Origin of the sequence: Marisediminicola senii (genome assembly GCF_011057645.1) — a bacterium.
GTDB lineage: Bacteria > Actinomycetota > Actinomycetes > Actinomycetales > Microbacteriaceae > Marisediminicola > Marisediminicola senii.
This window is the reverse complement of record NZ_JAALGE010000026.1, coordinates 1-26,536: the sequence shown is the minus strand read 5'-3', so window position 1 is coordinate 26,536 and position 26,536 is coordinate 1. Positions and strand designations below refer to the sequence as shown.

The following is a 26,536-nucleotide window of genomic DNA, read 5'->3' as shown; positions in this document are numbered from 1 at the left end:
TGCCCCCCGTCTCGAACGGGGTAGCAACACCCCCGCAATGACGCCCTTCGCGTTCAAGGGTGCTCGCGGGACCGTCGACCGCAATGCGAGGACCACCCCAGTGACAACCGACACGTCCGTCGTGCACCCGGGAGATCTGCTCTCCCGTCGCCAACGAATCGTCTACATCATCGTGCTCGGCGCCCTCGTGGCGCTGGGGCCGTTCACCATCGACCTCTACCTGCCGGCGTTCCCGGTCATCGAGAGTGATCTCGGGGTGTCGCAGGCCGCCATCCAGCTCACGCTGACCGCTACGACCGTCGGCTTCGCCCTCGGTCAGCTCATCGTCGGTCCGCTCAGCGACAAGGTCGGCCGGCGGCTGCCGCTCATCCTCGCCACCGTGCTCCACATCGGTGCGAGCATCGGCGTGGCGATGGCTCCCGACATCCTCTGGGTCGGTGTGTTCCGGGTGCTGCAGGGCGTCGGCGCCGCGGCCGGTGCCGTCGTCGCCATGGCGATGGTGCGCGACCTGTTCGGCGGCCAGCCACTGGTGCGCATGCTCTCGCGCCTCGCCCTGGTCACCGGGCTCGCCCCGATCCTCGCGCCGGTCATCGGCTCGCAGCTGCTGCTCGTGCTCGACTGGCGCGGCGTCTTCTACTTCCTCACCGCCTACGGCGTGCTCGTATTCCTCGCCGCGGTGTTCTTCATCGTCGAGACCCTCCCCAAGGAGCGGCGCACCGAACCCGGCCACAGCAGCGCCGGGGCACGTTACAAGGCGATCTTCAGCGACCGCATCTTCGTGGGCGTCGCCCTGATCGGGGGAATGTCGTTCTCCGGGCTATTCGCCTACCTCAGCTCGTCACCGTTCCTCTTCCAGGACGTCTACGGGCTCGACGCCCAGCAGTACGGCATGCTCTTCGCCATCAACTCGGTCGGTATCGTCATCGGCACCCAGACCGCGGCCCGCCTCACCCGGGTGATCGGACCGCAGTGGATCCTCGCCGGATCGACCGCCGTGATGCTCGTGGCCTCGATCAGTATCGTCATCCTCGACATGGCCGGTGCCGGACTGTTCGGCATCCTGGTGCCGCTGTGGTTCTTCATCACCGCCGTCGGCTTCGGTTTCCCGATGGTGCAGGTTCTCGCGCTGGTGAACCACGGCCGCGAGGCCGGCACCGCCGCATCCGTGCTGGGCGCCCTGAACTTCGGCCTCGCCGGCCTGATCTCGCCCATCGTCGGACTGTTCGGCATCACCGACGCGGTTCCGATGGGCATCGTCATGGCGTCGACCTCGGCGGTGGCCGTCGCGGCACTCTGGCTCATCGTGCGCCCCAGGAGCGTCCCGGCACTCGACTAGAAGCTCCCCTATCGTTACCTGATGACCGACAGCAGGTTCCGATCCCGCGAGACCGCCGACGGCGAGCGCAACGCCGCCGCCGTCAGCAGGCGCTGGCCGCTCATCAGCGGAGTCGCGGCGCTCGTGCTGGTCGCGCTGCTCGGCGCGATCATCGCCTACCGCGCGAACAACCTGCCATTCGAATTCGACACCGAGTGGATGGACGAGGTCATCGAGCACCGCAGTCCGCTGTGGAATGCGCCCGCCCTGTTGATGAACTACCTGGGCGGCGGCATCCTCGGCGTCTTCGTCGTGCCGATCGTGATCATCGCCGTGCTCTGCGGGATGCGCCGATTCTGGGCGGCCCTGTACTTCACGGTCGCCACCGTGCTCAGCGCTGCGATCGTGCAGCTGCTCAAGAACCTGTTCGACCGCCCGCGCCCCGAAGACATCCTCGTGATCGCCGACATCGGGTCGTTCCCGTCCGGGCATGTCGCCAACGCCGCGACGATGGCGGTAGTGCTCGGCTTCATCGCCCAGCGCACCTGGGTGTGGGCCTGCGGCATCGCCTACGCGGTGCTCATGATGGCCAGCCGCACTTACCTCGGCGCGCACTGGGTCAGCGACACCGTCGGCGGGCTCGTGCTCGGCGCCGCGGTCGCCGTCATCGTCTGGGCGCCCCTCGCGCACCGCCTGCACCTCGAGCGGCAGCGCAGGGCACGATAGCGCGCCAGGCGCGGGGCGCGGTAGTGCGATAGGCGACCGGGTGGAGCACGGAGCAGACAGGTCTGTCCCGAGAGCACCATTCCTCCCAAAGCAGGGGTATAGTCACGATTCGGTGACGACGAGAACATCCCTGCGCGAGCACGATACGTTTCCCATAGTCAACAAACAAGCCGCGGATGACCCGTCATCCCGCGACTCCCCGGGTCTCAGCGCTTCTCGTGCGCCTCCCGAGGATCCGAGCCATCGGCTCCCGTCCTCGTCTGGTGTGGACAGCATCCGGGGTGTTGGTATTACCCACATCATGAAAGGTTCCACATGTCAAAGAAGATGAAACTGGCGGCTCTCCTCGTCGCCGGAGGTCTCGTTGCGAGCCTCGCAGCCTGCTCCACCGATGACGGCGGCAGCGGCGGCGGCGGCGGCGACGCAGCGGCGGGCGGCGACTGCAACGTCGGTATCTCCATGCCCACCCGAAGCCTCGAGCGGTGGATCAACGATGGCGAGGGCCTCCAGTCCCAGCTCGAGGAGGCGGACTGCACCGTCGACCTCCAGTACGCCGACAACCGCACCGAGCAGCAGATCTCGCAGATCCAGAACCAGGTCGCCGGCGGCGCCACGGTGCTGGTCGTCGCCGCAATCGACGGACAGACCCTCGGACCCGTGCTCGAGGAGGCCAAGGGCCAGGACGTCACCGTCATCGCCTACGACCGCCTGATCAACGGCACCCCCGACGTCGACTACTACGCCACGTTCGACAACTACCAGGTCGGGCAGCTCCAGGGCCAGTACATCGAAGAGCAGCTCGACCTCGCCTCCGGCGCAGGTCCCTTCAACCTCGAGCCCTTCGCCGGAAGCCCCGACGACAACAACGCCCGATTCTTCTTCGAAGGCGCATGGGATGTCCTCCTGCCCTACGTCGAGGCAGGCCAGCTCGTCGTGCCGTCCGGCCAGTCGCCGGCCAGCGCCGACGACTGGGCGGAGATCGGAATCCTCGGCTGGGGATCCGACGACGCGCAGTCCGAGATGGACAACCGCCTGTCGTCGTTCTACACCGGAGACGAGAAGGTCGACGTCGTCCTGTCGCCGAACGACAGCCTCGCCCTCGGCATCGAGGCCTCGCTCAGCTCGGCCGGATACGAGCCCGGAACGGACTGGCCGATCATCACCGGCCAGGACGCCGACGTCGCCAACGTTCAGGCCATCCTCAACGACGAGCAGTCGATGACCGTGTGGAAGGACACCCGCGCCCTCGGCGACCGGGTCTTCCAGATGATCCAGTCGATCGTCGCAGGCGACGAGGTCGAGGTGAACGATACCGAGACGTACGATAACGGCGAGAAGGTCGTTCCGTCGTACCTGCTCGACCCCGAGGTCGTCGTCAAGGACGACGTGCAGACCAAGCTGGTCGACTCCGGCTTCCTCAGCGCGTCGGACGTCGGACTCTAACCGACGGTCCACCACCCGGCACGGGCGCGACAAGCGTCGCCAGCACTACCTGCAACCTGCACTACCAGCACCACCGACGGCCAGCCGGCGGCGGGGGCACGAGCCCCCGCCGCCGGTTGCAGCCGTCACCCCACCCGAATCAGCACGAACGAAATGACCCAGCATGAACGAGAATTCCACCATCCTGCGGATGCGGGACATCACGAAGACCTTCGGGGCGGTGAGGGCTCTCGACGGAGTATCGATCTCCGTCACGCGCGGGTCCGTCCACGCCATCTGCGGTGAGAACGGGGCAGGCAAGTCCACCCTGATGAAGGTGCTCAGCGGCGTGTACCCGCACGGGTCCTTCGACGGCACCATCGAATTCGAAGACAAAGAAGTCGAATACCGCTCGATCAACGACAGCGAACGCGACGGCATCGTCATCATCCACCAGGAGCTGGCGCTCAGCCCCTACCTCTCCATCGCCGAGAACATCTTCCTCGGCAACGAGAACGCCAAGCGCGGCGTCATCAACTGGCACGAGACCAACCTCGAGGCGGTCAAGCTCCTCGCCCGCGTCGGCCTGCAGGAGAACCCGGCGACCCCGGTGCTCGAGCTGGGCGTCGGCAAGCAGCAGCTCGTCGAGATCGCCAAGGCCCTCTCGAAGCGTGTCAAGCTGCTCATCCTCGACGAGCCGACCGCGGCCCTCAACGACGAGGACTCCGCGCACCTGCTCGACCTGCTCCGCCACCTGCGCGACCAGGGCATCACGTCGATCATCATCAGCCACAAGCTCAAGGAGATCCGCAAGATCGCCGACACCGTCACGATCATCCGCGACGGCGCGACGATCGAGTCGTTCGAAATGACGGAGCCGGATGCCACCGAGGCGCGCATCATCCGCTCGATGGTCGGTCGCCCCCTCGACAACCTGTTCCCGCCCCGCGAACCCGACATCGGCGAGGAGTACTTCCGCGTCGAGAACTGGAACGCGTACCACCCGGTCGACACCGCCCGCAAGGTCGTCGACGACGCGAGCTTCTCCGTCCGCGCCGGCGAGATCGTCGGCTTCGCCGGACTGATGGGTGCCGGCCGCACCGAGCTCGCGATGAGCATCTTCGGCCGCTCCTACGGTCGCAACATCAGCGGCAAGGTCTTCAAGCAGGGCAAGGAGATCCAGACCCGCACGGTGGAGGAGGCGATCCGCAACGGCATCGCGTACGCCACCGAGGACCGCAAGAAGTACGGCCTCAACCTCATCGGCGACATCACCGTCAACGTGTCCGCCGCCGCGCTCGGCCGCCTGGCGCGCCTCGGCGTGATCGACCGCAACCGCGAATACGTCACCGCCGACCGCTACCGCGAGCAGATGAACATCAAGGCACCGTCGGTCGCGTCGGTCGTCGGCAAGCTGTCCGGCGGAAACCAGCAGAAGGTCGTGCTGAGCAAGTGGATGTTCACCGGCCCCGACGTGCTGATCCTCGACGAACCCACCCGGGGAATCGACGTCGGCGCCAAGTACGAGATCTACGGCATCATCAACCAGCTCGCCGCCGCGGGCAAGGCGGTCATCGTGATCTCGTCTGAGCTGCCGGAACTGCTCGGCCTCGCCGACCGCATCTACACGATCTCGCAGGGGCGCATCAGCGGAGAAGTGACGCGCGCCGACGCCACCCAGGAACTCCTCATGCACTACATGACCGCGGACAAGGACTAGACCGATGACGAACACCATCACGACCGAGCCGTCGACGCCGACGCCGGCTGCCCCGGGGCGTCGCACCCCCATCAACCTGCGCCAGTACGGCATCCTCGCGGCGCTCGCCGTGATCATCGTGCTGTTCCAGGTGCTCACCGACGGTCGCCTGCTCATGCCGGGTAACGTCAACAACCTCATCCAGCAGAACGCCTACGTGCTGATCCTCGCGATCGGCATGGTCATCGTCATCATCGGCGGCCACATCGACCTGTCGGTCGGGTCGGTCGTCGCCATGGTCGGTGCGGTCGCGGCGATAGCCACGAACGTCTGGGGACTGCCGTGGTGGCAGGCCGTCATCATCTCGCTCGTGGTCGGAGCGGTGGTCGGCGCGTGGCAGGGGTACTGGGTCGCCTTCGTCGGCGTTCCCGCCTTCATCGTGACCCTCGCCGGCATGCTCATCTTCCGCGGCCTCACCCTGGTGTTCCTCACCGGCGGAACCATCAGCGGCCTCCCGCGCGAATTCACCGCCATCGGTGCCGGCTGGGTGCCCGGGTTCCTCGGTGAGGTCGGCGGGCGCGATGTCATCACCCTCGTGCTCGTCGTCGCCGTCGCGCTCGCCATGGTCGGCATCCAGCTGCGCGCCCGCGCCCAGCTCGGCGCCCTCGGCCTGCCCCGCGAGTCGGCCGTCTCGTTCTGGATCAAGAACGCCATCACCGCGTTCGCGATCATCGCACTCGGCTGGCAGCTCTCCGACTACCAGGGCACCCCGATCATCCTCGTCATCCTCGGCGGGCTGGTCATCATCTACACCTTCACCCTCAACCGCACCGTGTTCGGTCGCCACGTCTACGCCATGGGCGGCAACCTGTTCGCCGCCATGATGAGCGGCGTCAAGACGAAGTGGGTCAACTTCTTCATCTTCGTGAACATGGGCGTGCTGGCGGCGCTGGCCGGGGTGGTCGCCACCGCCCGCGCGGGTGGCGCCGTGGCATCCGCCGGGCAGAACTACGAACTCGACGCGATCGCCGCCGTCTTCATCGGTGGAGCGGCAGTGCAGGGCGGTGTCGGCACCGTGTTCGGCGCCATCGTCGGTGGCCTCGTAATGGGCGTGCTCAACATGGGACTGTCGATCCTCTCGGTGGATGCCGCGTGGCAGCAGACCATCAAGGGACTCGTGCTCCTCCTCGCCGTGGCCTTCGACATCTTCAACAAGCGACGCTCGGGTCACTGATCGGCGACTCGATGATCACCCGTCGCAGCGCCGCCCAGCGGCTCGACATCTCCATCGAGATGGCCGTGAAGCACGGGATCCCGGCCAGGATGCCGGAGGAGGAGCTCGACGCGCTCGAGTCCGATCCTCCGGCCTGGCTTGCGCAGTCCAGGGCGAACCGCACCGGCAGAAAGCCGGTGTGGGTCACCCTGCGGTGCGACGTGTGCGGTCGCACCGAGACGGAGCGGCCGAAGAAGTGGTGGCCGCAGTTCACCTACGTCTCATGCGAGGAGCACGGTATCGACGAGCTCCCCGACCCCGCGGTCGGCATGGTGCGCGCCGAGTACGACGGGGTCGGATCACGGTTCGTCGGAATTGTCGATGCCCCTGTTCCCTCAGGATGAGGGCCCTACGCTGGGTACGGGCCCAAACGGAGCCCTTTTCACTGTTCGGAGGTCCACATGAGTATCAATGACGACGACATCACCACGAGCACCCCGTCCGGCACCGAAGGTGTCGCTGACGGCGGCGCCAACCCCGGCGGACACGACGGCGGAGCCGATGGCTCGGCCGCGGCCGGCGAGGGCACCGCTGACGGCGGGGCCAACGAAGACGGCCACGACGGCGGAGCGGACGGCAGCGCCGACGCCGGTGAGGGAACCGCCGACGGCGGGGCCAACGCCGACGGTCACGACGGCGGAGCCGACGGCTCGGCTTGAGTCACGACAGTTCGCGCGGGCCGGGAAACCGGCCCGCGCTCTCCCGCATGATCGGCATCGACGCCGATGAATTCGCCCGTCAGCACTGGGGTACCGCGCCGCTGCTGACGAGGGCCGCAGACGACTTCTCCGACCTCCTCACCCTTGCCGCCGTCGACGAGATCGTCGCGAACCGTGCCATCCGCACGCCGTTCGTGCGCATGGCGACCGAGGGGTCCGTGCTCGCCGCCGGCCGCTACACCGCATCCGGCGGGTTCGGCGCCGAGATCGGCGACCAGCTCAGTTCCGAGAAGGTGCTCGCCGAGTTCGCCGCTGGCGCCACGCTCGTGCTGCAGGGACTGCACCGCACCTGGGCCCCCCTCGCCGACTTCACCCGCCAGCTGGTCGCCGACGTCGGCCACCCCAGCCAGGTCAACGCCTACGTCACCCCCGCATCATCCCGCGGGTTCGACCCGCACTACGACGTGCACGACGTGTTCGTGCTGCAGGTGCACGGCGAGAAGCACTGGACCATCCACGAGCCCGTGCACCCCGACCCGCTGCGCGACCAGCCGTGGACCGACCACCGCGCCGACGTCGCCGCCCGCGCGGCCGGCGCGCCAGCCATCGACGCGACGCTGCAGCCAGGCGACGTGCTCTACCTGCCGCGCGGCTGGCTGCACTCCGCTTCGGCGCTCGGCGGCACCTCCATCCATCTCACCATCGGCGTCGCGGCCTACACGCGCGCCGACGTGCTGCGCCAGCTGCTGGCCGTCGCCGACCGGGATCCCGCGCTGCGCGGGTCGCTCCCGCTCGGCATCGACCTCGCCGATCCCGACGCCCTGCGCGACATCGTGGCGAAAACCGTGAGCGACTTCACGGCAAGCGTGCAGCGCGAGGACGCGGCATCCACCGTCGCCTCCGGGCTCTCCCGCCGGCTGGTGGGCGCGACCAGGCCGGAGCCCGTGCGTCCGCTCGCGACCGTCGATGCCATCGCGACCCTCGACGGCTCGACCTCGATCGGGTGGCGCGGCGGCCTGTCGGCGACGATCACGACGACGGATGCCACGGTCAGCATCGTGCTGCCGTCGAAGACCGTCACGCTGCCCGCCGAGTGCGCACCCGCCGTCACCGCCCTCGAGCGCGGCGGCGTCACCGGTGCGGATGCGCTGCACGGACTCGACCCCGCGTCGTCGCTCGTCGTCGCCCGCCGGCTCCTGCGCGAGGGCATCGCGGTCATCCGGTGACACTCCAGCAGTGGGAGCCGTGCAGCGACCGTTCGCTCGAACGGGCCGACCCGCTCGACGGCAGCGCAGGCTACGGCGAGCGCTGGTTCCTGGTCGAGATCGACGGCGCGTGGGGAACCCATGCCCTGCTGCAGTCGCGGCTCCCGCCCGACCTCGGTCGCAGCCTGGTGACGCGGGTCGAAAAAGCCGGGTACCGCCCGCTCGCCATCCGCCGCACCGGGCGCCGCGCCGACCAGCGCCGCGAGCAGAACGCCTGGCGGTGGGCAATCGTCGACTCCAGGGTCGGCAGCGAATCGGTCGTGTGGGGCAGCGTCACCGACCCCGCCGACCTGCTCACGGTTCCCCTCGACGGGTCGACCGGGCAGCCGTCCGACGAGCCGGTCCTGTGCGTCTGCACGCACGCGAGGCACGACCAGTGCTGCGCCGTGAAGGGCCGCCCCGTGGTCGCAGCGCTCGCGCGCTCCCACCCCGAGCTGACCTGGGAATGCTCGCACCTCGGCGGTGACCGGTTCGCCGCCACCATGATCGTGTTCCCGCACGGCCTGTACTACGGGCGGGTGCCCGCCTCCGACGCCCCGAACCTCGTGACGGAGTACCGTGCCGCCCGCATCGATCCGCGGTACTTCCGGGGCCGCAGCTCGCTGCCCAATGTCGTGCAGGCGGCCGAAGCGTATGCCAGGGCGGCATCCGAAGACCATCGAATCGATGCATACGGGCTGCGATCCTCGACCCAGGGCCACGACGGCACCTGGGTGGTCGAGTTCGACCACGACACCTCGGGCGTGGGCGACAGCGTTAACGTTATGGCCGGCCGGGCCGGCGCCGAGCGGGTCGAGGTCACGCTGGCCCAGACCATGTCGGTGCCGTTGCTCAGCACGTGCGGCGCGACGCGGGCGGCACCGGTGCGGCAGTTCGAGCAGCGCGGCGTGCGAGTGGTCGCGGAGAATGCGGCGACGTCAGGTGATGGGGATGCCCGCGAGGCGGATGAGCTGCAGTAGGGCCGTGACCGACACCACGGCGATGGCGGCGACCGAGACGATCGCGAGCGCCGGCCGGTGCTCGAACCAGAAGCTGCTGCCGGGGTAGAGCTCGCGAAACTCCTTGGTGGTGATGGGCTCCGGCACGATCTCGAGCGGCAGGTCGACGGCGTCGGAGACGGTGCGCATGTCGGCCGTCTCCCAGACGTGCCCGCGCATGTTCATCAACAGGGTGCCTCTGGCATCGCGCAGCAGCAGGATCGTCGCCGTGTCGGTCTCGGTGAGCCGGTATGTCTCAACCTGCACGATGGATGCCACGTCGGCCGTCATCACGGTGCGCGTGGGCAGCAGCGCGGTGCGGGCGACGATCCGGTCGTCGCGCACCTCGATGCGGGTACCCCAGAAGCCCAGCAGCACGGCGATCGCAGTCACATGCGACACGACGTGCACCACGAGCACGGCCGGCCAGGTGCCCTCCGGCACGCTCAGCATGTAGAGCGCCACGAAGAGCGGCACCGAGACGAATACGAGGGAGAGCAGCGCGTTCCAGAGCAGCGCGCGCTTCGGCGCGATCCTGACTTCGGCGCGATGCCGGGTTTCGGTCACCCGCGACTCCTTCCCCCAGAGCGTATGAGTCGCGACGGTGCGAATCCTCACTTTACGGGGTCGGTGACCGCTTCGATACTTTCTCGTGACGGTGAGTCAGGTGTCGGTGAGCCCGGTGACGGTGAGTCAGGTGTCGGTGAGCCCGGTCACGGTGAGTCAGGTCCCGGTGATGACGACCGGGGTTCCGAGCGGCAGGGCGGAGAGCTGGGCGATGGCATCCTCGTCGAGTCGCAGGCAGCCATTGGAGATCGCTCCGCTGCGCACGTCGTGGTAGTGGAACGCGGTGATGGCGTTGTTCTGCCCGTTGAAGCCGTCGAGGGTGGGCGACTGCAGGCCCAGATAGACGATCGGGTGCCCGCGCGTGTAGCCGGCGCCCTCGTCGACGCGCGTAGTCATGATGAAGGTGCGACCAGGCGGGGTCGGGGTGGCTGGCGCGCCCCAGGCGAACGACGTCTCCTCCCAGACCACCGTGTCGCCGTCGAGTACCTGGATCGATGAACCGGCGATGTCGACCCGCACGCTCATGGTGTTGTCGGTGAACTGCACGTCGGCGGTGCGCACCCACGCGGTGAGCTGGCCGACGACGCCGGTGGACGGCAGTCCAGCGCGACCGGAGATCATGATGCGGGCCCAGTGCTCCTGCTTCTCGATCACGGGAACCGTGGTGCCGTCGAAGCGCAGGGTGGACGGCAGCTGGCCGACGGGGGAGCCGGTGGGGTCGGCGAAGAGGGCGGCGCCGGGGGCGTTCGGGGTGGCGACCATGGGGAGCACGCCCTCGGTGGGCCGGTCGTCGACGGGGAGGGCTGGCGCGATGGTGAACACGTCGATGACGGGCAGCGTCGCGAGGTCGTAGGCCTGCGTGTTCTCGGCGTACTCCTCGGCGGTGGCGACGGGGGCCGGAGCGGGCTCGGGCGCCGGGGCCGCGGTCAGGGCGCCGGGCTCCAGCGAGCGGAGGAGGCCGACCAGCAGCACGATCACGACGCCGATCGCGATGATCGACATCGCCGCGACGAGCACGATGATGCCCCATGGGCGGCGAGCCGCCGCATCCGGTGCACCCCGGTCGGGTGTCGGTTCGGTGAGTGTGCCGTTCGCCTGCATGTTCCCCTCCACCGGCATGCCGTTACTGGGCAGCCTGCTCCCACGTTACGGGCAATTCGATGCGGCGCGTGCGCAGGCGTCGAGCCTGGGAAGAGGCCATGACGGGGGGTGTACTAGCTAGTACATCGGACTTCAGTGCGGAGGATGGGGGATTCGAACCCCGCAAGTAGGCGCAGTGCTTTCGCCCAACAGTAAGAGCAGGTCATTCGATTTGGCGGAGGATGGGGGATTCGAACCCCCGAGGGCTTTCACCCAACACGCTTTCCAAGCGTGCGCCATAGGCCACTAGGCGAATCCTCCTGGCGAATCCTGCACGGAGTGGCGCAGAACCTCGACCATACTACCGGCATGGCCGGGGGCTCCGACGCCACGGCTCCCGGGTGCCCATCGACTCGGGTGCCTAGGCTGTACTCGTGTCGACTCGCATCTACATCACGTCCGCCGAAGGAAACACCGGCAAGTCCTCGATCGCGCTGGGCGTGCTCGAGACACTCGGCCGCCGAATCGAGCGGGTGGGGGTGTTCCGGCCCATCGCGCGATCGTCGAGCGAACGCGACTACGTGCTCGAGCTGCTGCTCTCCCACGCGACGGTCGACCTCGAGTACGACGAGTGCGTCGGCGTGGGGTACGAACTGGTGCACACCGACCCCGAGGCGGCCCTCACCGAGATCGTCTCGCGCTTCGCGGCCGTCGAGCGGCAGTGCGACGCCGTGATCATCCTCGGCTCCGACTACACCGATGTCGGCAGCCCCACCGAGCTGTCGTTCAACGCCCGCATCGCCGCGAACCTCGGAGCCCCCGTGCTCCTCGTTCTCGGGGGTAGGAAGACGGATGCCACGGGCGACCGCACCCCGGACGACATGCGCCAGATCGCCGAGCTGACCACCGCAGAACTGCGCAACGCCCACGCGGGGCTCCTCGCCGTGGTCGCGAACCGCGCTGACCCCCAGCACCTCGATGAGATCGAGCGCAGCATCCGTTCCGCCATCGGCTCGGCCGCCGGGGGCAGCGCCGACCTTCCGGTGTGGGCCATTCCCGAGGACCCCTTCCTCGTCGCACCGACCGTCGCCGCCCTGCTCGAGTCGACCGAGGCCACGCTGATCGCGGGCGACCCCGAGCTGCTCGACCGCGAGGCCATCGGGGTGGTGGTCGCCGCGATGTCGATGGAGAACGTGCTGCCCCGCCTCACCGAGGGAGCGATCGTGGTGGTGCCGGGCGACCGCTCGGACGTGCTGTTGATGGCGCTGCTCGCGCACGCGTCGAAGACGTTCCCGTCACTGGCCGGAATCATCCTCAACGGTGGTTTCGAGCTCGCGCCGCAGGTGGCCAAGCTGATCGTCGGGCTCGGGTCATCCCTCCCCATCGCCAGCAACGGCCTCGGCACCTACGACACGGCCCTGCGCATCACGCAGACCAGGGGGCGGCTCGCCGCGGAGTCGCCGCGCAAGTACGACACTGCCAGGGCCCTGTTCGAGAAGTACATCGACGCCGACGCTCTGCTCGCGCTGCTCGAGGTGAGCCCGTCGGAGGTCGTGACGCCGCTGATGTTCGAATACGGGCTGCTCGAGCGCGCGCGGGGCGAACGCAAGCACATCGTGCTGCCGGAGGGGTCTGACGACCGGGTGCTCCGCGCCGCCAGCAGCCTGTTGCAGCGCGACGTGGCGAAGCTCACCATCCTCGGCGACGAGGCAGAGGTGCGCGCGAGGGCGACCGAGCTCGGGCTCGACCTCGACGGAGCCGACATCCTCAGCCCGTTCGACCCCGAGCTGCGGCAGCGGTTCGCCGAGGAGTACGCCAGGGTGCGCTCGCACAAGGGCATCACGGTGCAGCAGGCCGCAGACACCGTCACCGACGTGTCGTACTTCGGCACCATGATGGTGCACCTGGGGCTCGCCGACGGCATGGTCTCCGGCGCCCAGCACACCACGGCGCACACGATCCGCCCGTCATTCGAGATCATCAAGACCAAGCCGGACGTCTCGGTGGTGTCGAGCGTGTTCCTCATGGCGCTCGCCGACCGGGTGCTCGTCTACGGCGACTGCGCCGTGATTCCCGACCCGACCGCGGAGCAGCTGGCCGACATCGCGATCTCGTCGGCCGGCACGGCGCAGCAGTTCGGCATCGAGCCGCGCATCGCGATGCTCAGCTACTCGACCGGTGACTCCGGCGCGGGGGCCGACGTCGAGAAGGTGCGTGCCGCGACCGCCCTGGTGCGCGAGCGCCGACCCGACCTGCTGGTCGACGGGCCGATCCAGTACGACGCCGCGGCGGACCCCGCTGTCGGCGCCGCCAAGATGCCGGGCTCGGCGATCGCCGGGCGCGCGACGGTGTTCATCTTCCCCGACCTCAACACGGGCAACAACACCTACAAGGCCGTGCAGCGCTCGGCCGGTGCCGTCGCTATGGGCCCTGTGCTGCAGGGGCTCAACAAGCCGATTAACGACCTGTCGCGCGGCGCCCTGGTCGGAGACATCGTCAATACCGTCGCGATCACCGCCATCCAGGCGGCCGCGCCTCCGGTCGCCGCGCCGGTGCAAGACACCGGCGCCCGCTGACCGACCAGCTGCCCCCGATACCAAGGACTGACCCCATGCCCCAGATCTTCGTCGTCAACTCCGGTTCGTCGTCCATCAAGTACCAGCTCGTCGACCTCGACACCGAGGAGGCGGTGCTCGGGGGACTCGTGGAGCGCATCGGCGAGCCGGGGTCACCCGTCGCCGACCACGAATCGGGGCTCCGCGGCATCCTGAACGACCTCGGCGACGAGCACGACATCGCCGCCGTCGGCCACCGCGTCGTGCACGGCGGGCAGACCTTCACCGGGCCGGCCATCGTGACCGACCAGGTCGAGGCCGACATCGAGGCGCTCTCCGCGCTCGCCCCGCTGCACAACCCGGCGAACCTGCAGGGCATCCGCGCCGCCCGCGCCGCGCTGCCCGACCTGCCGCACGTCGCAGTCTTCGACACCGCGTTCCACCACACCCTGCCCGCCGCGGCCTACACCTACGCGATCGACGCTGAGCTCGCGGCCGAGCACGGCGTGCGCCGCTACGGATTCCACGGCACCTCGCACAAGTACGTCTCCGAGCAGACCGCGGCATTCCTCGGCCGCCCCCTCGAGTCGCTCAAGACGATCGTGCTGCACCTCGGCAACGGGGCATCGGTCGCCGCGATCGACGGGGGCGTGTCGATCGAGACGAGCATGGGGATGACGCCGCTCGAGGGCCTGGTGATGGGAACGCGTTCGGGCGACATCGACGCTGCCGTGCTCGTGCACCTGCACCGGCAGGCCGGGCTCAGCATCGACGACCTCGACGCCCTGCTGAACCGCAGGAGCGGGCTGCTCGGGCTCACCGGCAACAGCGACATGCGCGATGTGCAGTCGGCCGCGGTCGAGGGGGACGAGGTCGCGGAGGCTGCCCTGGCCGTCTACCGCCACCGCATCCGTCGCTATATCGGCGCCTACATCGCGCACCTCGGCGGACTCGACGCGATCGTGTTCACGGCCGGGGTGGGGGAGAACAACAGCCTGCTGCGACGCCGCGTGCTCGCGGGGCTCGAGTTCCTGGGTATCTCGGTCGACGTCGACCGCAACGAGGTGCGCACGAAGAAGGCGCGGTACATCTCGCCAGACGGCTCACCCGTCGCCGTGCTGGTCGTACCGACGAACGAGGAGCTCGAGATCGCGCGGCAGACGGCGGGCGTCGCGCTCTGAGCCGGGCGCTCCGCCCGCTGGCCCCGCCTACAGCTCGTGCAGGGCGCTGGCGATCGGGGTCGAGCCGCTGACCAGTTCGAACTGGGTGCGCGGCGCTGAACCGTCTTCGATCAGCTGGGCGATGACCGCTGCGACGTCAGCACGCGGGATGTTGCCCCGCTCGACGGTCTCTCCGACGGTGACGAGCCCGGTCGGCTCGTCGTCGGTGAGTCCGCCTGGACGCACGATCGTGTAGTCGAGGTCGGTGGCGCGAACGGCGGCATCGGCTTCGCTCTTCGCACGCAGGTAGACCTGCATCTGGTCGTCGGAATCGGCGTCGAAGTCATCGGTGCCGATCGCGGAGACCACGATCATGCGGCGCACTCCCGCGGCGACGGCGGCGTTCGCGAGCAGGATCGCTCCGTCGCGGTCGACGGTGAGCTTGCGTTCGGCTCCGCTGTTCGGGCCGGCGCCCGCGGCGAAGACCACGGCATCGGCACCCGCGAGGGCGGTGGAGAGGTGCTCGACGTCACTCTGCTCCAGGTCGAGCACGAGGGGCTCTGCGCCCGTCGCCTTGAGCTCGGCGGCGTGGGCCGCGTTGCGGATGATCCCGACGGGGTGATGGCCCGCGACGGAGAGCTGACTGGAGAGGATCATGGCGATTTTTCCGTGGCCACCGGCTATGACAATGCGCATGAACCCACGGTAGGCCACTACTATGGATGACGGCTCCTCGCGTGGCGCCATCCAGGCCAACTCCCCCAGGACGGAAACGTAGCAAGGGTAACCGGGCTCTGGCGGGTGCGCGAGGGGTCTTTTACGTTTAACCGCCCAGCCCACACCGCCCACGGCACCCTGCTCACAGCACCCCGGCCGCGAGGCCGAGCGTCGGAGGCGGCGGCTATCCTTGTCGAGTGGTTACAGCCCTGTATCGCCGGTATCGGCCAGAGACATTCGCCGAGTTGATCGGCCAGGCGCAGGTGACCGATCCGCTGCGCACCGCGTTGCGCAACGACCGGGTCAACCACGCCTACCTGTTCAGCGGCCCCCGCGGGTGCGGCAAGACCACGTCGGCACGCATCCTCGCGCGCTGCCTCAACTGTGCCGAGGGGCCAACCGATACTCCATGCGGAGTCTGCCCCAGCTGCGTCGAACTGAGCCGCGACGGTTCCGGCTCACTCGACGTCGTCGAGATCGACGCCGCGAGCCACGGTGGCGTCGACGACTCCCGCGACCTGCGCGAGCGCGCGATCTTCGCACCCGCCCGCGACCGCTACAAGATCTTCATCCTCGACGAGGCGCACATGGTGAGCGCCCAGGGCTTCAACGCGCTGCTCAAGATCGTCGAAGAGCCGCCAGAGCACGTCAAATTCATCTTCGCCACGACCGAACCAGACAAGGTGATCAGCACCATCCGGTCGCGCACCCACCACTACCCCTTCCGCCTCGTTCCGCCCGCGCAGATGCTCGACTACGTGCACGAGCTGTGCGAGAGCGAGAACGTGCACACCGAGGCCGGGGTGCTCTCCCTGGTGGTGCGCGCCGGCGGCGGCAGCGTGCGCGACACCCTGTCCCTGCTCGACCAGCTGATCGCCGGGTCGGAGAGCGTGGGAACTGGCGACTCCGCCCGGGTCACCGTCCTGTACGAACGCGCGGTCGCGCTGCTCGGCTACACGCACGGAGCGCTGCTCAGCGAGGTCGTCGAGGCCCTCGGGGCCCGCGACGCCGCCTCGGCCTTCGCGGCGGTAGACCGCGTCATCCAGACCGGGCAAGACCCGCGCCGCTTCGTCGAAGACCTGCTCGAGCGCCTGCGCGACCTGATCATTGTCAGCGCGGTCGCGGTCGGCGGTGCGACCGATGCCGTCGCGGCCGTGCTGCGCGGCGTTCAACAAGAAGAACTCGACCGGATGGTCACCCAGGCGGCCGCCTACGGGTCGGCCGAACTGAGCCGCGCGGCAGACGTCGCAAACGCAGCGCTCACCGAGATGACCGGCGCCACCTCGCCCCGCCTACACCTCGAACTGATGATCGCCCGCGTGCTGCTGCCCGCGAGCGACGAGACCGAACGCGGCGCCCTCGCCCGCATCGAGCGCCTCGAACGCCGCATCGGCGTCGACGCCCCCGACGGGAGTGCAGTCGCGGGGCCGGCAACCGGTGTCGCAGCCGCGGCCCCGCAAGCCGCGCCGTCGGTGCCGTCGCAGGTTCCCCTCGGCGGCGGCAGCACGTCCGGTACCCCGGCGCACGCGGCGGCGCCAGCTGCCAGCCCCACCCCGCCTGCCGCGCCCGCCGCGGCTGCACCTGCGGCACAGGCATCGTGGAAGGCGGCCGCGCTGCCTACCGGTGACGCCGCTGAAGCCGCTGACTCCGGCAGCGAGGCGCGCGAACCGCACGCCCCGGCCCCGGCCCCGGCAGCCGCATCCGCTGCGACCCCCGCAACCGCTGCGACCCCTGCGGCCCCCGCGACGCCAGACACCCGTGGCGCCGGCGCCGCCGACGCACCGGTAACCCTCCGCCACATCCGCGACGCCTGGCCAGAGATCCTCGAGGCCGTCGAGAGGTCGAAGCGATCCGCGTGGATGGTCGTCTACACAGCCCACGTCGTCGACCTCACCGACGACATCCTCGTGCTGTCGTTCGTCAGTGAAAACGACGTGGCCAACTTCAAGCAGCGCGGCGCCCCCGACGGCGTCAGCGACCACCTGCGGGCCGCGATCCTCGAGGTGCTCGGCCTGCGGGTCAAGTTCATCGCCAGGGTGGATGCCTCGGCTCACCCCAGGGCAGATGCCGCCGCATCCACGCCGCCGATCTCCACGCCGGCGCCCGCGGCCCAGCCCGCGCCCGCTGCCCAGCCCGCGCCTGCTGCACAGCCAGCGACAGCGCAGCCCACGCCCGCGGCCCAGCCCGCGCCTGCTGCACAGCCAGCGACAGCGCAGCCCACAGCAGCACAGCCCACGACAGCACAGTCCACGACCGGGCCGGCGCACCGGGCCGCCTCGCCCGCACCCGCCGCGTCGGCGCCCGCCGCGCGTCAGGCCACCCCACCCCAGGCCGCTTCCCGCACGACCCCGGCGCGCGCGCCACAGACGTCACCGTTGTCGAGCAGCTCGGCCACCCCGCCGGCGAGCACGATGACGTGGGCCACCGTGGCCGTCCCCGAGTTCGAGCCCATTCCCGAGGCAGACCGCGAACCCGAGCCGGAGTACGAACCCGACGATTCGCCGATCGTCGGCTCCACGCCACCCGCGTCGTCACCGGCACGGACCGCCGCGTCGCATGGCCAGCGATCGCCGAGCCCCCAGCCGTCGACCGCACAATCATCCACCCCGCAGTCGCCGCCGCAGCAGCCCGCGCCTTCGCAGCCCACCGCGCCACAGCCTCCGTCGCAGACCACCCCGGCGCCGCCCGCGCGCCCCACGGGCGGTGCGATCGACCACCGCCGCTACGGCGAGTCGGTCGTGCGTGAGATTCTCGGCGCGAGCTTCATCGAGGAGCTCGCCGTCGAGCCACGCGTCACCCGCAGGATCGAGTAGTCATGTACGAAGGCATCATCCAAGAACTGATCGACGAGCTGGGGCGCCTTCCCGGCATCGGGCCGAAATCCGCGCAGCGCATCGCGTTCCACATCCTGCAGACCGAGACGTTCGACGTCTCCCGCCTGGCCGAGGTGCTCACCGAGATCAAGGAGAAGGTGCGCTTCTGCGCCATCTGCGGCAACGTCTCCGAACAGGAAACCTGCGGCATCTGCCGCGATCCCCGTCGCTCCCTCGCCAGCATCTGCGTCGTCGAGGAGGCGAAGGATGTCGTGGCGATCGAGCGGACGCGCGAGTTCCGCGGCCTCTACCACGTGCTCGGCGGCGCGATCTCGCCCATCGACGGCATCGGGCCGGACGACCTGCGCATCCGCCAGCTCATGACGCGCCTGGCCGACGGCACCGTCACCGAGATCATCATCGCCACCGACCCCAACCTCGAGGGCGAGGCCACCGCCACCTACCTCTCCCGGCTGCTCATGCACATGGAACTGCGGGTCACCCGCCTCGCCTCCGGCCTCCCCGTCGGCGGCGACCTCGAATACGCCGACGAGGTCACCCTCGGGCGCGCCTTCGAGGGCCGCAGGGTCGTCGAGCACTAGCAGCGTCGTCCACCGCACGACCGGCCGCCGGGTCGCCGGGCGTCAGGTCCATGGCGCGTCAGGCCAATAGAATCGTGGGGTTGCCCGGAGAACGATCCGACGATCTACAGGAGTGTGCCGTGAGCTTGATCGTGCAGAAGTACGGCGGCTCGTCCGTCGCGGACGCCGATGGCATCAAGCGTGTCGCCAAGCGCATCGTCGAGACCCGCAAGGCCGGCAACGAAGTCGTCGTCGTGGTCTCTGCCATGGGCGACACCACCGACGAACTGCTCGACCTCGCCGAGAGCGTCTCGCCGCTACCCGCCGGCCGCGAACTCGACATGCTGCTCACCGCGGGCGAGCGCATCTCGATGGCACTGCTCGCCATGGCCATCCGCAGCCTCGGCGTAGAGGCGCGCAGCTACACCGGCAGCCAGGCCGGCATGATCACCGACGCCCGCCACGGCAAGGCCCGCATCGTCGACGTCACCCCCGGCCGGGTGCGCGAAGCCCTCGACGTCGGGGCGATCGCCATCGTCGCCGGGTTCCAGGGCGTCAATCGCGGCACCGGCGACATCACCACCCTCGGCCGCGGGGGCTCCGACACCACCGCCGTCGCGCTCGCGGCTGCGCTGGGGGCCGACGTATGCGAGATCTACACCGACGTCGACGGCATCTTCACGGCCGACCCCCGCGTGGTCCCCAGTGCCCGCAAGATCGACCGGATCACCAGCGAAGAGATGCTCGAGCTCGCGGCATCCGGAGCGAAGGTCCTCTACATTCGCGCCGTGGAATACGCCCGGCGCCACGGCGTGACGCTGCACGTGCGGTCGTCGTTCAATAACAACGAGGGCACGCTCGTCGTGAACCCCCAGGATGGAGACACGATGGAAGAGCCGATCATCTCGGGCATCGCCGCAGACCTCGGCGAGGCCAAGATCACCGTGGTCGGGGTGCCGGACATTCCGGGCAAGGCCGCCCAGATCTTCACCATCGTCGCCTCGACCGACGCGAACATCGACATGATCGTGCAGAACGTGTCTGCCGCGTCGACCGGACTCACCGACATCTCGTTCACCCTGCCCAAGCTCGAAGGGGCCCTCGTGCTGCGCGCCCTCGAGGCCGCGCAGGTGGACGTTGGCTTCAGGGCACTGCAGTACGACGACCAGATCGGCAAGCTCGCGCTCGTCGGCGCCGGCATGCGCACCAACGCCGGCGTCTCGGCCAAGCTGTTCACGGCACTGTTCGACGCCGGCATCAACATCGAGATGATCTCCACCAGCGAGATCCGCATCTCCGTCGTCACCAGGGCAGACACCATCAACGAAGCAGTGCGCGTCGTGCACTCCGCCTTCGGGCTCGACGGCGACGAGACCGCACAGGTACACGGAGGAACCGGACGATGACCGACACCACCAGCACCACGACCACCAGCACGACGACCACCGGGACAGGCATCCGCCTCGGCGTCGTCGGCGCAACCGGGCAGGTCGGCGCCGTCGTTCGCCAGCTGCTCGAGGAGCGCGACTTTCCCGTCGCCGAGATCCGCTACTTCGCCTCCGCGCGCTCCGCCGGAACCACGCTGCCGTTCCGCGGCGAGCAGGTCACCGTCGAAGACACCGCGACCGCCGACGTCTCAGGGCTCGACGTCGCGATCTTCTCCGCGGGAGCCGGCACCGCCAAGGAGCAGGCGCCGCGTTTCGCCGCCGCCGGCGCGCTCGTCATCGACAACTCGTCGGGCTTTCGCATGGACCCCGATGTTCCCCTCGTCGTCAGCGAGGTCAACCCGCACGCCATCGCCCAGGCCACCAAGGGCATCATCGCGAACCCCAACTGCACCACCATGGCGGCCATGCCCGTACTCAAGGTGCTGCACGCCGAGGCCGGACTCCAGCGACTCATCGTCAGTACGTACCAGGCGGTATCCGGAGCGGGACGTTCGGGCGGCGCGGAACTGCTGAAGCAGACCGCAGCGGCGCTCGAACAGGACACTATCGAGCTCGTGCACGACGGCGCATCCATCGACTTCCCCGACGCCACCGTCTTCCCCCGCACCATCGCGTTCGACGTCGTGCCGCTCGCCGGATCGATCGTCGACGACGGTTCGTACGAGACCGACGAGGAGAAGAAGTTGCGCAACGAGTCGCGCAAGATCCTCGAACTGCCCGACCTGCTGGTCAGCGGTACGTGCGTGCGCGTTCCGGTCTTCACCGGGCACTCGCTCTCGATCAACGCCGAGTTCGCGTCGCCGCTCTCCGTCGCCCGCGCGACCGAATTGCTGTCGGATGCCGCTGGGGTGGTGCTCACCGACGTGCCGACGCCACTCCTCGCCGCCGGCAACGACCCCAGCTATGTCGGACGCCTCCGCCAGGATCCCGGCGTGCCGGACGGCCGCGGCCTCGCGCTGTTCATCAGCAACGACAACCTCCGAAAGGGTGCCGCGCTGAACGCGGTGCAGATCGCCGAGATCGTGGCCGCGGGGCTCGTCACCGCCTAGGCGGACCCGGCTCCACCTCGCCTCGCAGCCGAAGGATACTGCTTGCGGCGCCGTTTCGCGGCGGACGGCCCGTGGCGCTGATTCGCCGTGCCGTTTCGCCGTGCCCGCGGCAGCTTCGATCACCGTGAGGCTCCGTCAGGTCACGATCCGCTCACGCGGCGATTCACGGCGGATCCCCGGGTAGGCCTTGGCATACCCTCATTCGAGGGCCGTAATGCAGCGGAAACACCAGCCGCTTAGCCTCACCAGTGGTCGTGTCATCCACACGGCTGCGCCACGCACCAACGGCAGTCATCACATTCCGTTTCACAGTCGAAGTCAGGAGACCTCCGTGTTCACCAGTAATCACCGACGCCGTGGCATGTTCGCCGCGGCATCCGGTGTCGCCATCGCCGCACTGCTCACCGGGTGCGTGCAGAGCGACCGGGACGATGCATCCAGCGACGACGTCGACAGCACGTTCGTCTTCGCGGCATCGAGCGACCCCGCAACCCTCGACCCCGCATTCGCCAGCGACGGGGAGTCCTTTCGGGTAGCTCGCCAGATCTTCGAGGGCCTGGTCGGTGTCGAGCCGGGCACGGCCGACCCCGCGCCGCTGCTCGCCGAGTCGTGGGAGCAGTCCGCCGACGGCCTCTCCTACACGTTCGCCCTCAAGGAAGGCGTGACCTTCCACGACGGCACCGACTTCAACGCCGAGGCTGTCTGCTACAACTTCGACCGCTGGTACAACTTCACCGGTGTCGCGCAGAGCCCGAGCGCCGGCTACTACTACAACAGCCTGTTCCGCGGGTACGCCGACAGCCCCGAGGACGCCGTCTACGAGAGCTGCACCCCCGGCGACAGCGAGACCGAGGTCACCGTGACCCTGGCCAAGCCGTTCGCCGGGTTCATCGCGGCACTCTCGCTCCCGGCGTTCGCCATGCAGAGCCCCGAGGCGCTCGAGGAGTTCGGCGCCGACGACCTCACCGGAAGCGACGAGGCGGTCTCCATCACGGAGTACGGCCAGTCGCACCCGGTCGGCACCGGCCCGTTCGTCTTCGACTCGTGGGAGGTCGGCTCGCAGCTCGAACTCAGCGCATACGACGAGTACTGGGGCGACCAGGGCGACGTGCAGCAGATCGTCTTCCGCGTGATCGACGACCCGCAGGCCCGCCGCCAGTCCCTCGAGGCCGGCAGCATCGACGGATACGACCTCGTCGGTCCCGCCGACACCGTCGCGCTCGAAGAAGACGGCTACCAGATCGTCGCCCGCGACCCGTTCACCATCCTCTACCTGGGCATGAACCAGGCCGTGCCGGAGCTGCAGGACGTTCGCGTTCGCCAGGCCATCACGATGGCCATCGACAAGCAGCAGCTCATCGACCAGACGCTACCCGAGGGAACGGAACTGGCCACCCAGTTCATCCCGCCGGTCGTCGCGGGATACAACGAAGACGTCACCACGTACGACTACGACCCCGAGGCCGCACGCGCGCTCCTCGCGGACGCCGGGTACCCCGACGGATTCACGCTCCAGTTCAACTACCCGACCGGAGTCTCGCGTCCGTACATGCCGACTCCGGAAGAGGTGTTCACCAACATCAGTGCGCAGCTGACCGAGATCGGCATCACGATCGACCCGCAGCCGAACGCCTGGTCGCCGGATTACCTCGACCGCATCCAGGGTGGAGAGAACCACGGCATCCACCTCCTCGGCTGGACCGGTGACTACAACGACACCGACAACTTCGTCGGCGTGTTCTTCGGGGCGGAGAAGCCGGAGTTCGGCTTCGACAACCCGGAGCTGTTCGCCGCGCTCGACGAGGCACGCGCAGTCAGCGACCTCGACGAGCAGCTGCCGCTGTACGAAGACATCAACGAGACCATCGCGGAGTTCATCCCGGCGGTCCCGCTGGCCCACCCGGCTCCCTCGCTCGCATTCGCCGAGCGCGTGGAGAGCTACCCGGTGAGCCCGGTCAACGACGAGGTCTACAACCTCATCGAGCTCGCCGAGTAACACCGCAGGTACGTACCACCAGCACCACAGCAGTTCGTTTCATCCGACCGTTCGCGGGAGGGGCGCTCGACGCCCCTCCCGCGAACGCATGAAAGGTAGCCGTGCTCCGCGTCATCGGTAAACGCCTCGCACTCCTCGTGCCGACGCTCTTCGGGCTCTCCCTGCTCCTGTTCTTCTGGGTGCGCAGCCTCCCCGGGGGCCCTGCCACTGCCCTGCTGGGGGAGCGGGCCACCCCGGAGCGCATCGCGGAGGTCAACGCGGCATACGGTTTCGACCGGCCCATCGTCGAGCAGTACGTCACCTACATGGGGCGACTGCTCAGCGGCGACTTCGGCGTCTCGATCGAGACCGGCCGGCCAGTGCTCGAGGAGTTCGCCCTCCGCTTTCCCGCGACCATCGAACTCGCGATCGTCGCCCTCATCTTCGCCATCGGCGTCGGCATCCCGCTCGGCTACATCGCCGCTAAGTACTACGGCAAGGCCGCCGACCACGTCTCCGTGGTCGTCAGTCTCATCGGCATCACCATCCCGGTGTTCTTCCTTGCCTTCATCCTCAAGTGGGTGTTCGCCGTCCAGCTGGGCTGGTTCCCGCCAGACGGCCGCCAGGATTCGCGCATCGACGCGACGCACGTCACCGGCTTCTGGGTGCTCGACGGCATCCTCACCGGCGAGTTCGACGCCGCGTGGGACGCCTTCATGCACCTCATCCTCCCCGGCCTCGCCCTCGGCACCATCCCGCTCGCCATCATCGTGCGCATCACGAGGGCCTCGGTGCTCGAGGTCAGCGGAGCCGACTACGTGCGCACCGCCCGTGCCAAGGGCGTGATGGAGCGCACCATCCGCGACCGGTTCGTGCTCCGCAACGCGCTGCTGCCCGTCGTCACCACGATTGGCCTGCAGGTCGGCCTGCTCATCTCCGGTGCCGTGCTCACCGAGACCGTCTTCGCGTTCAGCGGCATCGGCCGCTTCCTCAGCCAGGCGATCTTCTCCCGCGACTTTCCGGTGCTCCAGGGCTTCATCCTCTTCATCGCGATCATCTACGCCCTGATCAACCTCATCGTCGACCTCAGTTACAGCCTCATCGACCCCCGGGTGCGTGTCCAGTGAGTACAACCCTTCCTCCCGCCGCCGGCGCCGACGTCGTTCCGCAGCCGCCGTCCGGTTCCGACTCCGACCACGGAACGAGCCTATGGAACGAGGCGTTCCAGCGACTGCGCCGCAACCCGCAGGCCATCGTCGGTGCGGTCATCGTGCTGCTGTTTGTGCTCGTCGCGCTCCTCGCCCCGTGGCTCGCGCCGTTCGACGGCGAGTCGCTGCCCGGTCGTAGCGAGATCCGCCCGACGTTCATTCCCGGCATCGGCGAACTCGCGGCGTACCCGCTCGGCCTCGACCGCTTCGGCGGCGATGTGCTCTCCAAGCTCATCTGGGGAGCGCGGGCATCCCTCATCATCGGGCTCGTCTCCACCGCGCTCGGCCTCATCGGCGGAATGCTCCTCGGCCTCATCGCCGGCACCTTCGGCGGCTGGGTCGACAACGTCATCATGCGTTTCGTCGACATCCTGCTCTCGGTGCCGAACCTGCTTCTCGCGGTGAGCATCGCCGCCATCCTCGGCCAGGGCCCGCTCGCGATCATGATCGCCATCGGCGCAAGCCAGGTGCCGATCTTCGCCCGACTGCTGCGCTCGTCGATGCTGCAGCAGCGCAGCGCCGACTACGTGCTCGCCGCGCAGACCCTGGGCCTCAGCCGCCGCACCATCACCATGAGCCACGTGCTGCCCAACAGCGTCGGCCCCGTGATCGTGCAGGGCACCCTGAGCCTCGCCACCGCCGTCGTCGACGCCGCGGCCCTCTCGTTCCTCGGACTCGGCGGCGGACGCCCCGAGACCGCCGAATGGGGCCGCATGCTCACCTACGCGCAGAACGAGCTCGCCATCGCGCCGCAGCTCGCATTCCTGCCCGGCATCTGCATCGCCATCACCGCGCTGGGCTTCACGCTCTTCGGCGAGGCGCTGCGCGAGTCGCTCGACCCGCGCGGCCGTCGCTAGGGGAGTATCTGCGGCTGCGGGTGGCCCGCGCGGCTCAGGTGGCTTTCACTATTCAGGAGCTCGGGTGGCTGGGCTGCGCGTTTCGGCCGCAATCACGCCCGGAAGGACGCATCCGCCCCTGATCTAGGCCTGAACTCCTGAATGATGAAAGAAACTAGCCGGCCGGTTCCTGAATGATGAAAGCAACCAGCCAGCCGGTTCCTGAATGATGACAGGCCGGGGGTGGATGCGGCCGCTCGCGCACCGCGGCGGCGTCAGGCGATCTCGAGCTCGTTACCCGGAATCGACGCCAGCAGCTGCTGCGTGTAGGGGTGACGCGGGTTGCTGAACAGCTCCTCCGACGGTGCCGCCTCGACGATCGCGCCGTCCTTCATTACGCACACCTGGTCGCTGATGAGCCGCACCACCGCGAGATCGTGCGAGATGAACAGGTAGCTCAGCCCGAGCTCCTGCTGCAGGTCGCCGAGCAGCCGCAGGATCTGCGCCTGCACCAGAACGTCCAGTGCCGACACCGGCTCGTCGCACACGATCAGGTCGGGCTTCAGCGCGAGGGCACGCGCGATCGCGATGCGCTGCCGCTGCCCGCCCGACAGTTCGCTCGGGTACCTGCGCAGCATAGAGGTCGGAAGGGCGACCTGGTCGAACAGCTCGCGCACCCTGGCGCGCCGCTCGGTCTGGCTGCCGCGCTTGTACGCGACGAGCGGTTCCTCGACGATCCGGCCGACGGTGAACGACGGGTTCAACGACGAGTACGGGTCCTGAAAGATGGGCTGCACGCGCTGCCGAAAGTCGCGCAGTTCCTTCTTGTCGAGCTTCGCGACGTCCTTGCCGTCGAAGTCGATCGACCCCGACGTCGGGTCGACCACGCGCAGCAGCATGCGGGCGGTGGTGGTCTTGCCCGAGCCGGACTCGCCGACGATCGCGACGGTCTGCCCACGCGGGATGTCGAACGACACCGAGTCGACGGCCACGAAGTCCTCGCGGCGCCCGCGCACCGGGTACACCTTCGTCAGGTCCCGCACCTCGACGATGTTCGCCGTGCGGTCCGCTGTCGTCACGGTGCCACCGGTCGTGCCGGCGACGCGTGCTGCGGACGCGCTGGCAGGCGCCGGGGTGGATGCCGCGGCCGCAGCCACGCCGTCGCCGCCCGCACCGCCACCGACGACGTCCCCGCCGCCGGCACCGCGGAA

At 68.9% G+C, this 26,536-nt stretch carries 22 protein-coding genes, 1 tRNA gene and 1 other RNA gene; 19 read left to right on the top strand and 5 right to left on the bottom strand.

Features of this window, described 5'->3' with window-relative positions; genetic code table 11:
- Window positions 1-100 precede the first annotated feature (100 nt).
- From G5S38_RS09520 to G5S38_RS09480, 9 genes are all read left to right on the top strand, one after another.
- Window positions 101-1,336, top strand: coding sequence for a multidrug effflux MFS transporter (locus tag G5S38_RS09520; protein WP_235928990.1), 1,236 nt, complete (start codon window positions 101-103; stop codon window positions 1,334-1,336).
- 21 nt (window positions 1,337-1,357) lie between these two features.
- Window positions 1,358-2,041 (top strand): phosphatase PAP2 family protein, encoded by a 684-nt coding sequence (locus G5S38_RS09515; RefSeq protein WP_165067792.1) that lies wholly within the window; start codon window positions 1,358-1,360, stop codon window positions 2,039-2,041.
- Window positions 2,042-2,356: 315 nt separating this feature from the next.
- Window positions 2,357-3,484 (top strand): multiple monosaccharide ABC transporter substrate-binding protein, encoded by a 1,128-nt coding sequence (chvE, locus tag G5S38_RS09510; RefSeq protein WP_165067789.1) that lies wholly within the window; start codon window positions 2,357-2,359, stop codon window positions 3,482-3,484.
- Between the two features lie 163 nt (window positions 3,485-3,647).
- Window positions 3,648-5,183: a multiple monosaccharide ABC transporter ATP-binding protein gene (gene mmsA / locus G5S38_RS09505; protein WP_165067786.1), complete on the top strand. Its 1,536-nt coding sequence runs from the start codon at window positions 3,648-3,650 to the stop codon at window positions 5,181-5,183.
- 4 nt (window positions 5,184-5,187) lie between these two features.
- The gene (gene mmsB / locus G5S38_RS09500; protein ID WP_165067783.1) at window positions 5,188-6,396 is read left to right on the top strand and encodes a multiple monosaccharide ABC transporter permease; all 1,209 of its coding nucleotides are present in this window, start codon (window positions 5,188-5,190) and stop codon (window positions 6,394-6,396) included.
- Between the two features lie 11 nt (window positions 6,397-6,407).
- Window positions 6,408-6,779 carry a hypothetical protein gene (locus tag G5S38_RS09495; RefSeq protein WP_165067780.1) on the top strand — a complete coding sequence of 124 codons (372 nt, stop codon included), beginning with the start codon at window positions 6,408-6,410 and terminating at the stop codon, window positions 6,777-6,779.
- A 57-nt stretch (window positions 6,780-6,836) separates the two neighbouring features.
- Window positions 6,837-7,094 (top strand): BatC protein, encoded by a 258-nt coding sequence (locus G5S38_RS09490; RefSeq protein WP_165067778.1) that lies wholly within the window; start codon window positions 6,837-6,839, stop codon window positions 7,092-7,094.
- Between the two features lie 47 nt (window positions 7,095-7,141).
- Window positions 7,142-8,320: a cupin domain-containing protein gene (locus G5S38_RS09485; RefSeq protein ID WP_165067775.1), complete on the top strand. Its 1,179-nt coding sequence runs from the start codon at window positions 7,142-7,144 to the stop codon at window positions 8,318-8,320.
- Window positions 8,317-9,318, top strand: a complete 1,002-nt coding sequence (locus G5S38_RS09480) for a sucrase ferredoxin (protein WP_165067772.1) — start codon at window positions 8,317-8,319, stop codon at window positions 9,316-9,318. The genes G5S38_RS09485 and G5S38_RS09480 overlap by 4 nt, the downstream gene beginning before the upstream one ends.
- Here G5S38_RS09480 and G5S38_RS09475 read toward each other — a convergent pair.
- The 3 genes from G5S38_RS09475 to G5S38_RS09465 form a co-directional block, all read right to left on the bottom strand.
- The gene (locus tag G5S38_RS09475; RefSeq protein WP_165067769.1) at window positions 9,277-9,903 is read right to left on the bottom strand and encodes a hypothetical protein; all 627 of its coding nucleotides are present in this window, start codon (window positions 9,901-9,903) and stop codon (window positions 9,277-9,279) included. The two genes, G5S38_RS09480 and G5S38_RS09475, sit on opposite strands and share 42 nt — an antisense overlap.
- Window positions 9,904-10,059: 156 nt before the next feature.
- Window positions 10,060-11,022 carry a L,D-transpeptidase gene (locus G5S38_RS15855; protein ID WP_165067766.1) on the bottom strand — a complete coding sequence of 321 codons (963 nt, stop codon included), beginning with the start codon at window positions 11,020-11,022 and terminating at the stop codon, window positions 10,060-10,062.
- 194 nt (window positions 11,023-11,216) lie between these two features.
- A tRNA-Ser gene (locus tag G5S38_RS09465) sits at window positions 11,217-11,304 on the bottom strand.
- A gap of 113 nt (window positions 11,305-11,417) precedes the next feature.
- On the opposite strand from G5S38_RS09465, the gene pta reads away from it, so the two are divergent.
- Both pta and G5S38_RS09455 read left to right on the top strand, forming a co-directional pair.
- Window positions 11,418-13,559 (top strand): phosphate acetyltransferase, encoded by a 2,142-nt coding sequence (pta, locus tag G5S38_RS09460; protein WP_165067763.1) that lies wholly within the window; start codon window positions 11,418-11,420, stop codon window positions 13,557-13,559.
- Between the two features lie 35 nt (window positions 13,560-13,594).
- Window positions 13,595-14,719, top strand: a complete 1,125-nt coding sequence (locus tag G5S38_RS09455; protein WP_165067759.1) for an acetate/propionate family kinase — start codon at window positions 13,595-13,597, stop codon at window positions 14,717-14,719.
- A gap of 27 nt (window positions 14,720-14,746) precedes the next feature.
- On the opposite strand, the gene G5S38_RS09450 is transcribed toward G5S38_RS09455, so the two are convergent.
- A complete protein-coding gene (locus G5S38_RS09450; RefSeq protein WP_165067756.1) occupies window positions 14,747-15,394 on the bottom strand; it encodes an SDR family oxidoreductase in 648 nt (215 codons plus the stop codon).
- Between the two features lie 28 nt (window positions 15,395-15,422).
- Between G5S38_RS09450 and ffs the strand changes: the two genes are divergently transcribed.
- The 8 genes from ffs (at window position 15,423) to G5S38_RS09410 (ending at window position 25,346) form a co-directional block, all read left to right on the top strand.
- An RNA gene (gene ffs / locus G5S38_RS09445) (signal recognition particle sRNA small type) lies at window positions 15,423-15,519 on the top strand.
- A 93-nt stretch (window positions 15,520-15,612) separates the two neighbouring features.
- The gene (locus G5S38_RS09440) at window positions 15,613-18,228 is read left to right on the top strand and encodes a DNA polymerase III subunit gamma and tau (RefSeq protein ID WP_165067754.1); all 2,616 of its coding nucleotides are present in this window, start codon (window positions 15,613-15,615) and stop codon (window positions 18,226-18,228) included.
- A gap of 2 nt (window positions 18,229-18,230) precedes the next feature.
- Window positions 18,231-18,830, top strand: coding sequence for a recombination mediator RecR (recR, locus tag G5S38_RS09435; RefSeq protein WP_165067752.1), 600 nt, complete (start codon window positions 18,231-18,233; stop codon window positions 18,828-18,830).
- 119 nt (window positions 18,831-18,949) lie between these two features.
- Entirely contained in the window at window positions 18,950-20,215 is a 1,266-nt protein-coding gene (locus G5S38_RS09430; RefSeq protein ID WP_165067750.1) for an aspartate kinase, read from the top strand.
- Window positions 20,212-21,306: an aspartate-semialdehyde dehydrogenase gene (locus G5S38_RS09425; RefSeq protein WP_165067748.1), complete on the top strand. Its 1,095-nt coding sequence runs from the start codon at window positions 20,212-20,214 to the stop codon at window positions 21,304-21,306. The genes G5S38_RS09430 and G5S38_RS09425 overlap by 4 nt, the downstream gene beginning before the upstream one ends.
- Before the next feature lie 361 nt (window positions 21,307-21,667).
- Entirely contained in the window at window positions 21,668-23,302 is a 1,635-nt protein-coding gene (locus tag G5S38_RS09420) for an ABC transporter substrate-binding protein (RefSeq protein WP_165067819.1), read from the top strand.
- 101 nt (window positions 23,303-23,403) lie between these two features.
- Window positions 23,404-24,408, top strand: a complete 1,005-nt coding sequence (locus G5S38_RS09415; protein ID WP_165067746.1) for an ABC transporter permease — start codon at window positions 23,404-23,406, stop codon at window positions 24,406-24,408.
- Window positions 24,405-25,346: an ABC transporter permease gene (locus G5S38_RS09410; RefSeq protein ID WP_165067744.1), complete on the top strand. Its 942-nt coding sequence runs from the start codon at window positions 24,405-24,407 to the stop codon at window positions 25,344-25,346. Before G5S38_RS09415 ends, G5S38_RS09410 begins: the two co-directional genes overlap by 4 nt.
- Before the next feature lie 254 nt (window positions 25,347-25,600).
- Here the strand turns inward: G5S38_RS09410 and G5S38_RS09405 are convergent.
- On the bottom strand, window positions 25,601-26,536 hold a 936-nt coding region (locus G5S38_RS09405), incomplete at its 5' end, for an ATP-binding cassette domain-containing protein (RefSeq protein WP_165067742.1).

Excerpts from the sequence above, each read along its gene's own strand:
- G5S38_RS09515 (WP_165067792.1), top strand. The coding sequence starts at position 1,358 with ATGACCGACAGCAGGTTCCGATCCCGCGAGACCGCCGACGGCGAGCGC.
- chvE (WP_165067789.1), top strand. The coding sequence starts at position 2,357 with ATGTCAAAGAAGATGAAACTGGCGGCTCTCCTCGTCGCCGGAGGTCTC.
- mmsA (WP_165067786.1), top strand. The coding sequence starts at position 3,648 with ATGAACGAGAATTCCACCATCCTGCGGATGCGGGACATCACGAAGACC.
- mmsB (WP_165067783.1), top strand. The coding sequence starts at position 5,188 with ATGACGAACACCATCACGACCGAGCCGTCGACGCCGACGCCGGCTGCC.
- G5S38_RS09495 (WP_165067780.1), top strand. The coding sequence starts at position 6,408 with ATGATCACCCGTCGCAGCGCCGCCCAGCGGCTCGACATCTCCATCGAG.
- G5S38_RS09490 (WP_165067778.1), top strand. The coding sequence starts at position 6,837 with ATGAGTATCAATGACGACGACATCACCACGAGCACCCCGTCCGGCACC.
- G5S38_RS09485 (WP_165067775.1), top strand. The coding sequence starts at position 7,142 with ATGATCGGCATCGACGCCGATGAATTCGCCCGTCAGCACTGGGGTACC.
- G5S38_RS15855 (WP_165067766.1), bottom strand. The coding sequence starts at position 11,022 with ATGCCGGTGGAGGGGAACATGCAGGCGAACGGCACACTCACCGAACCG.
- G5S38_RS09455 (WP_165067759.1), top strand. The coding sequence starts at position 13,595 with ATGCCCCAGATCTTCGTCGTCAACTCCGGTTCGTCGTCCATCAAGTAC.
- G5S38_RS09450 (WP_165067756.1), bottom strand. The coding sequence starts at position 15,394 with ATGCGCATTGTCATAGCCGGTGGCCACGGAAAAATCGCCATGATCCTC.
- recR (WP_165067752.1), top strand. The coding sequence starts at position 18,231 with ATGTACGAAGGCATCATCCAAGAACTGATCGACGAGCTGGGGCGCCTT.
- G5S38_RS09425 (WP_165067748.1), top strand. The coding sequence starts at position 20,212 with ATGACCGACACCACCAGCACCACGACCACCAGCACGACGACCACCGGG.
- G5S38_RS09420 (WP_165067819.1), top strand. The coding sequence starts at position 21,668 with ATGTTCGCCGCGGCATCCGGTGTCGCCATCGCCGCACTGCTCACCGGG.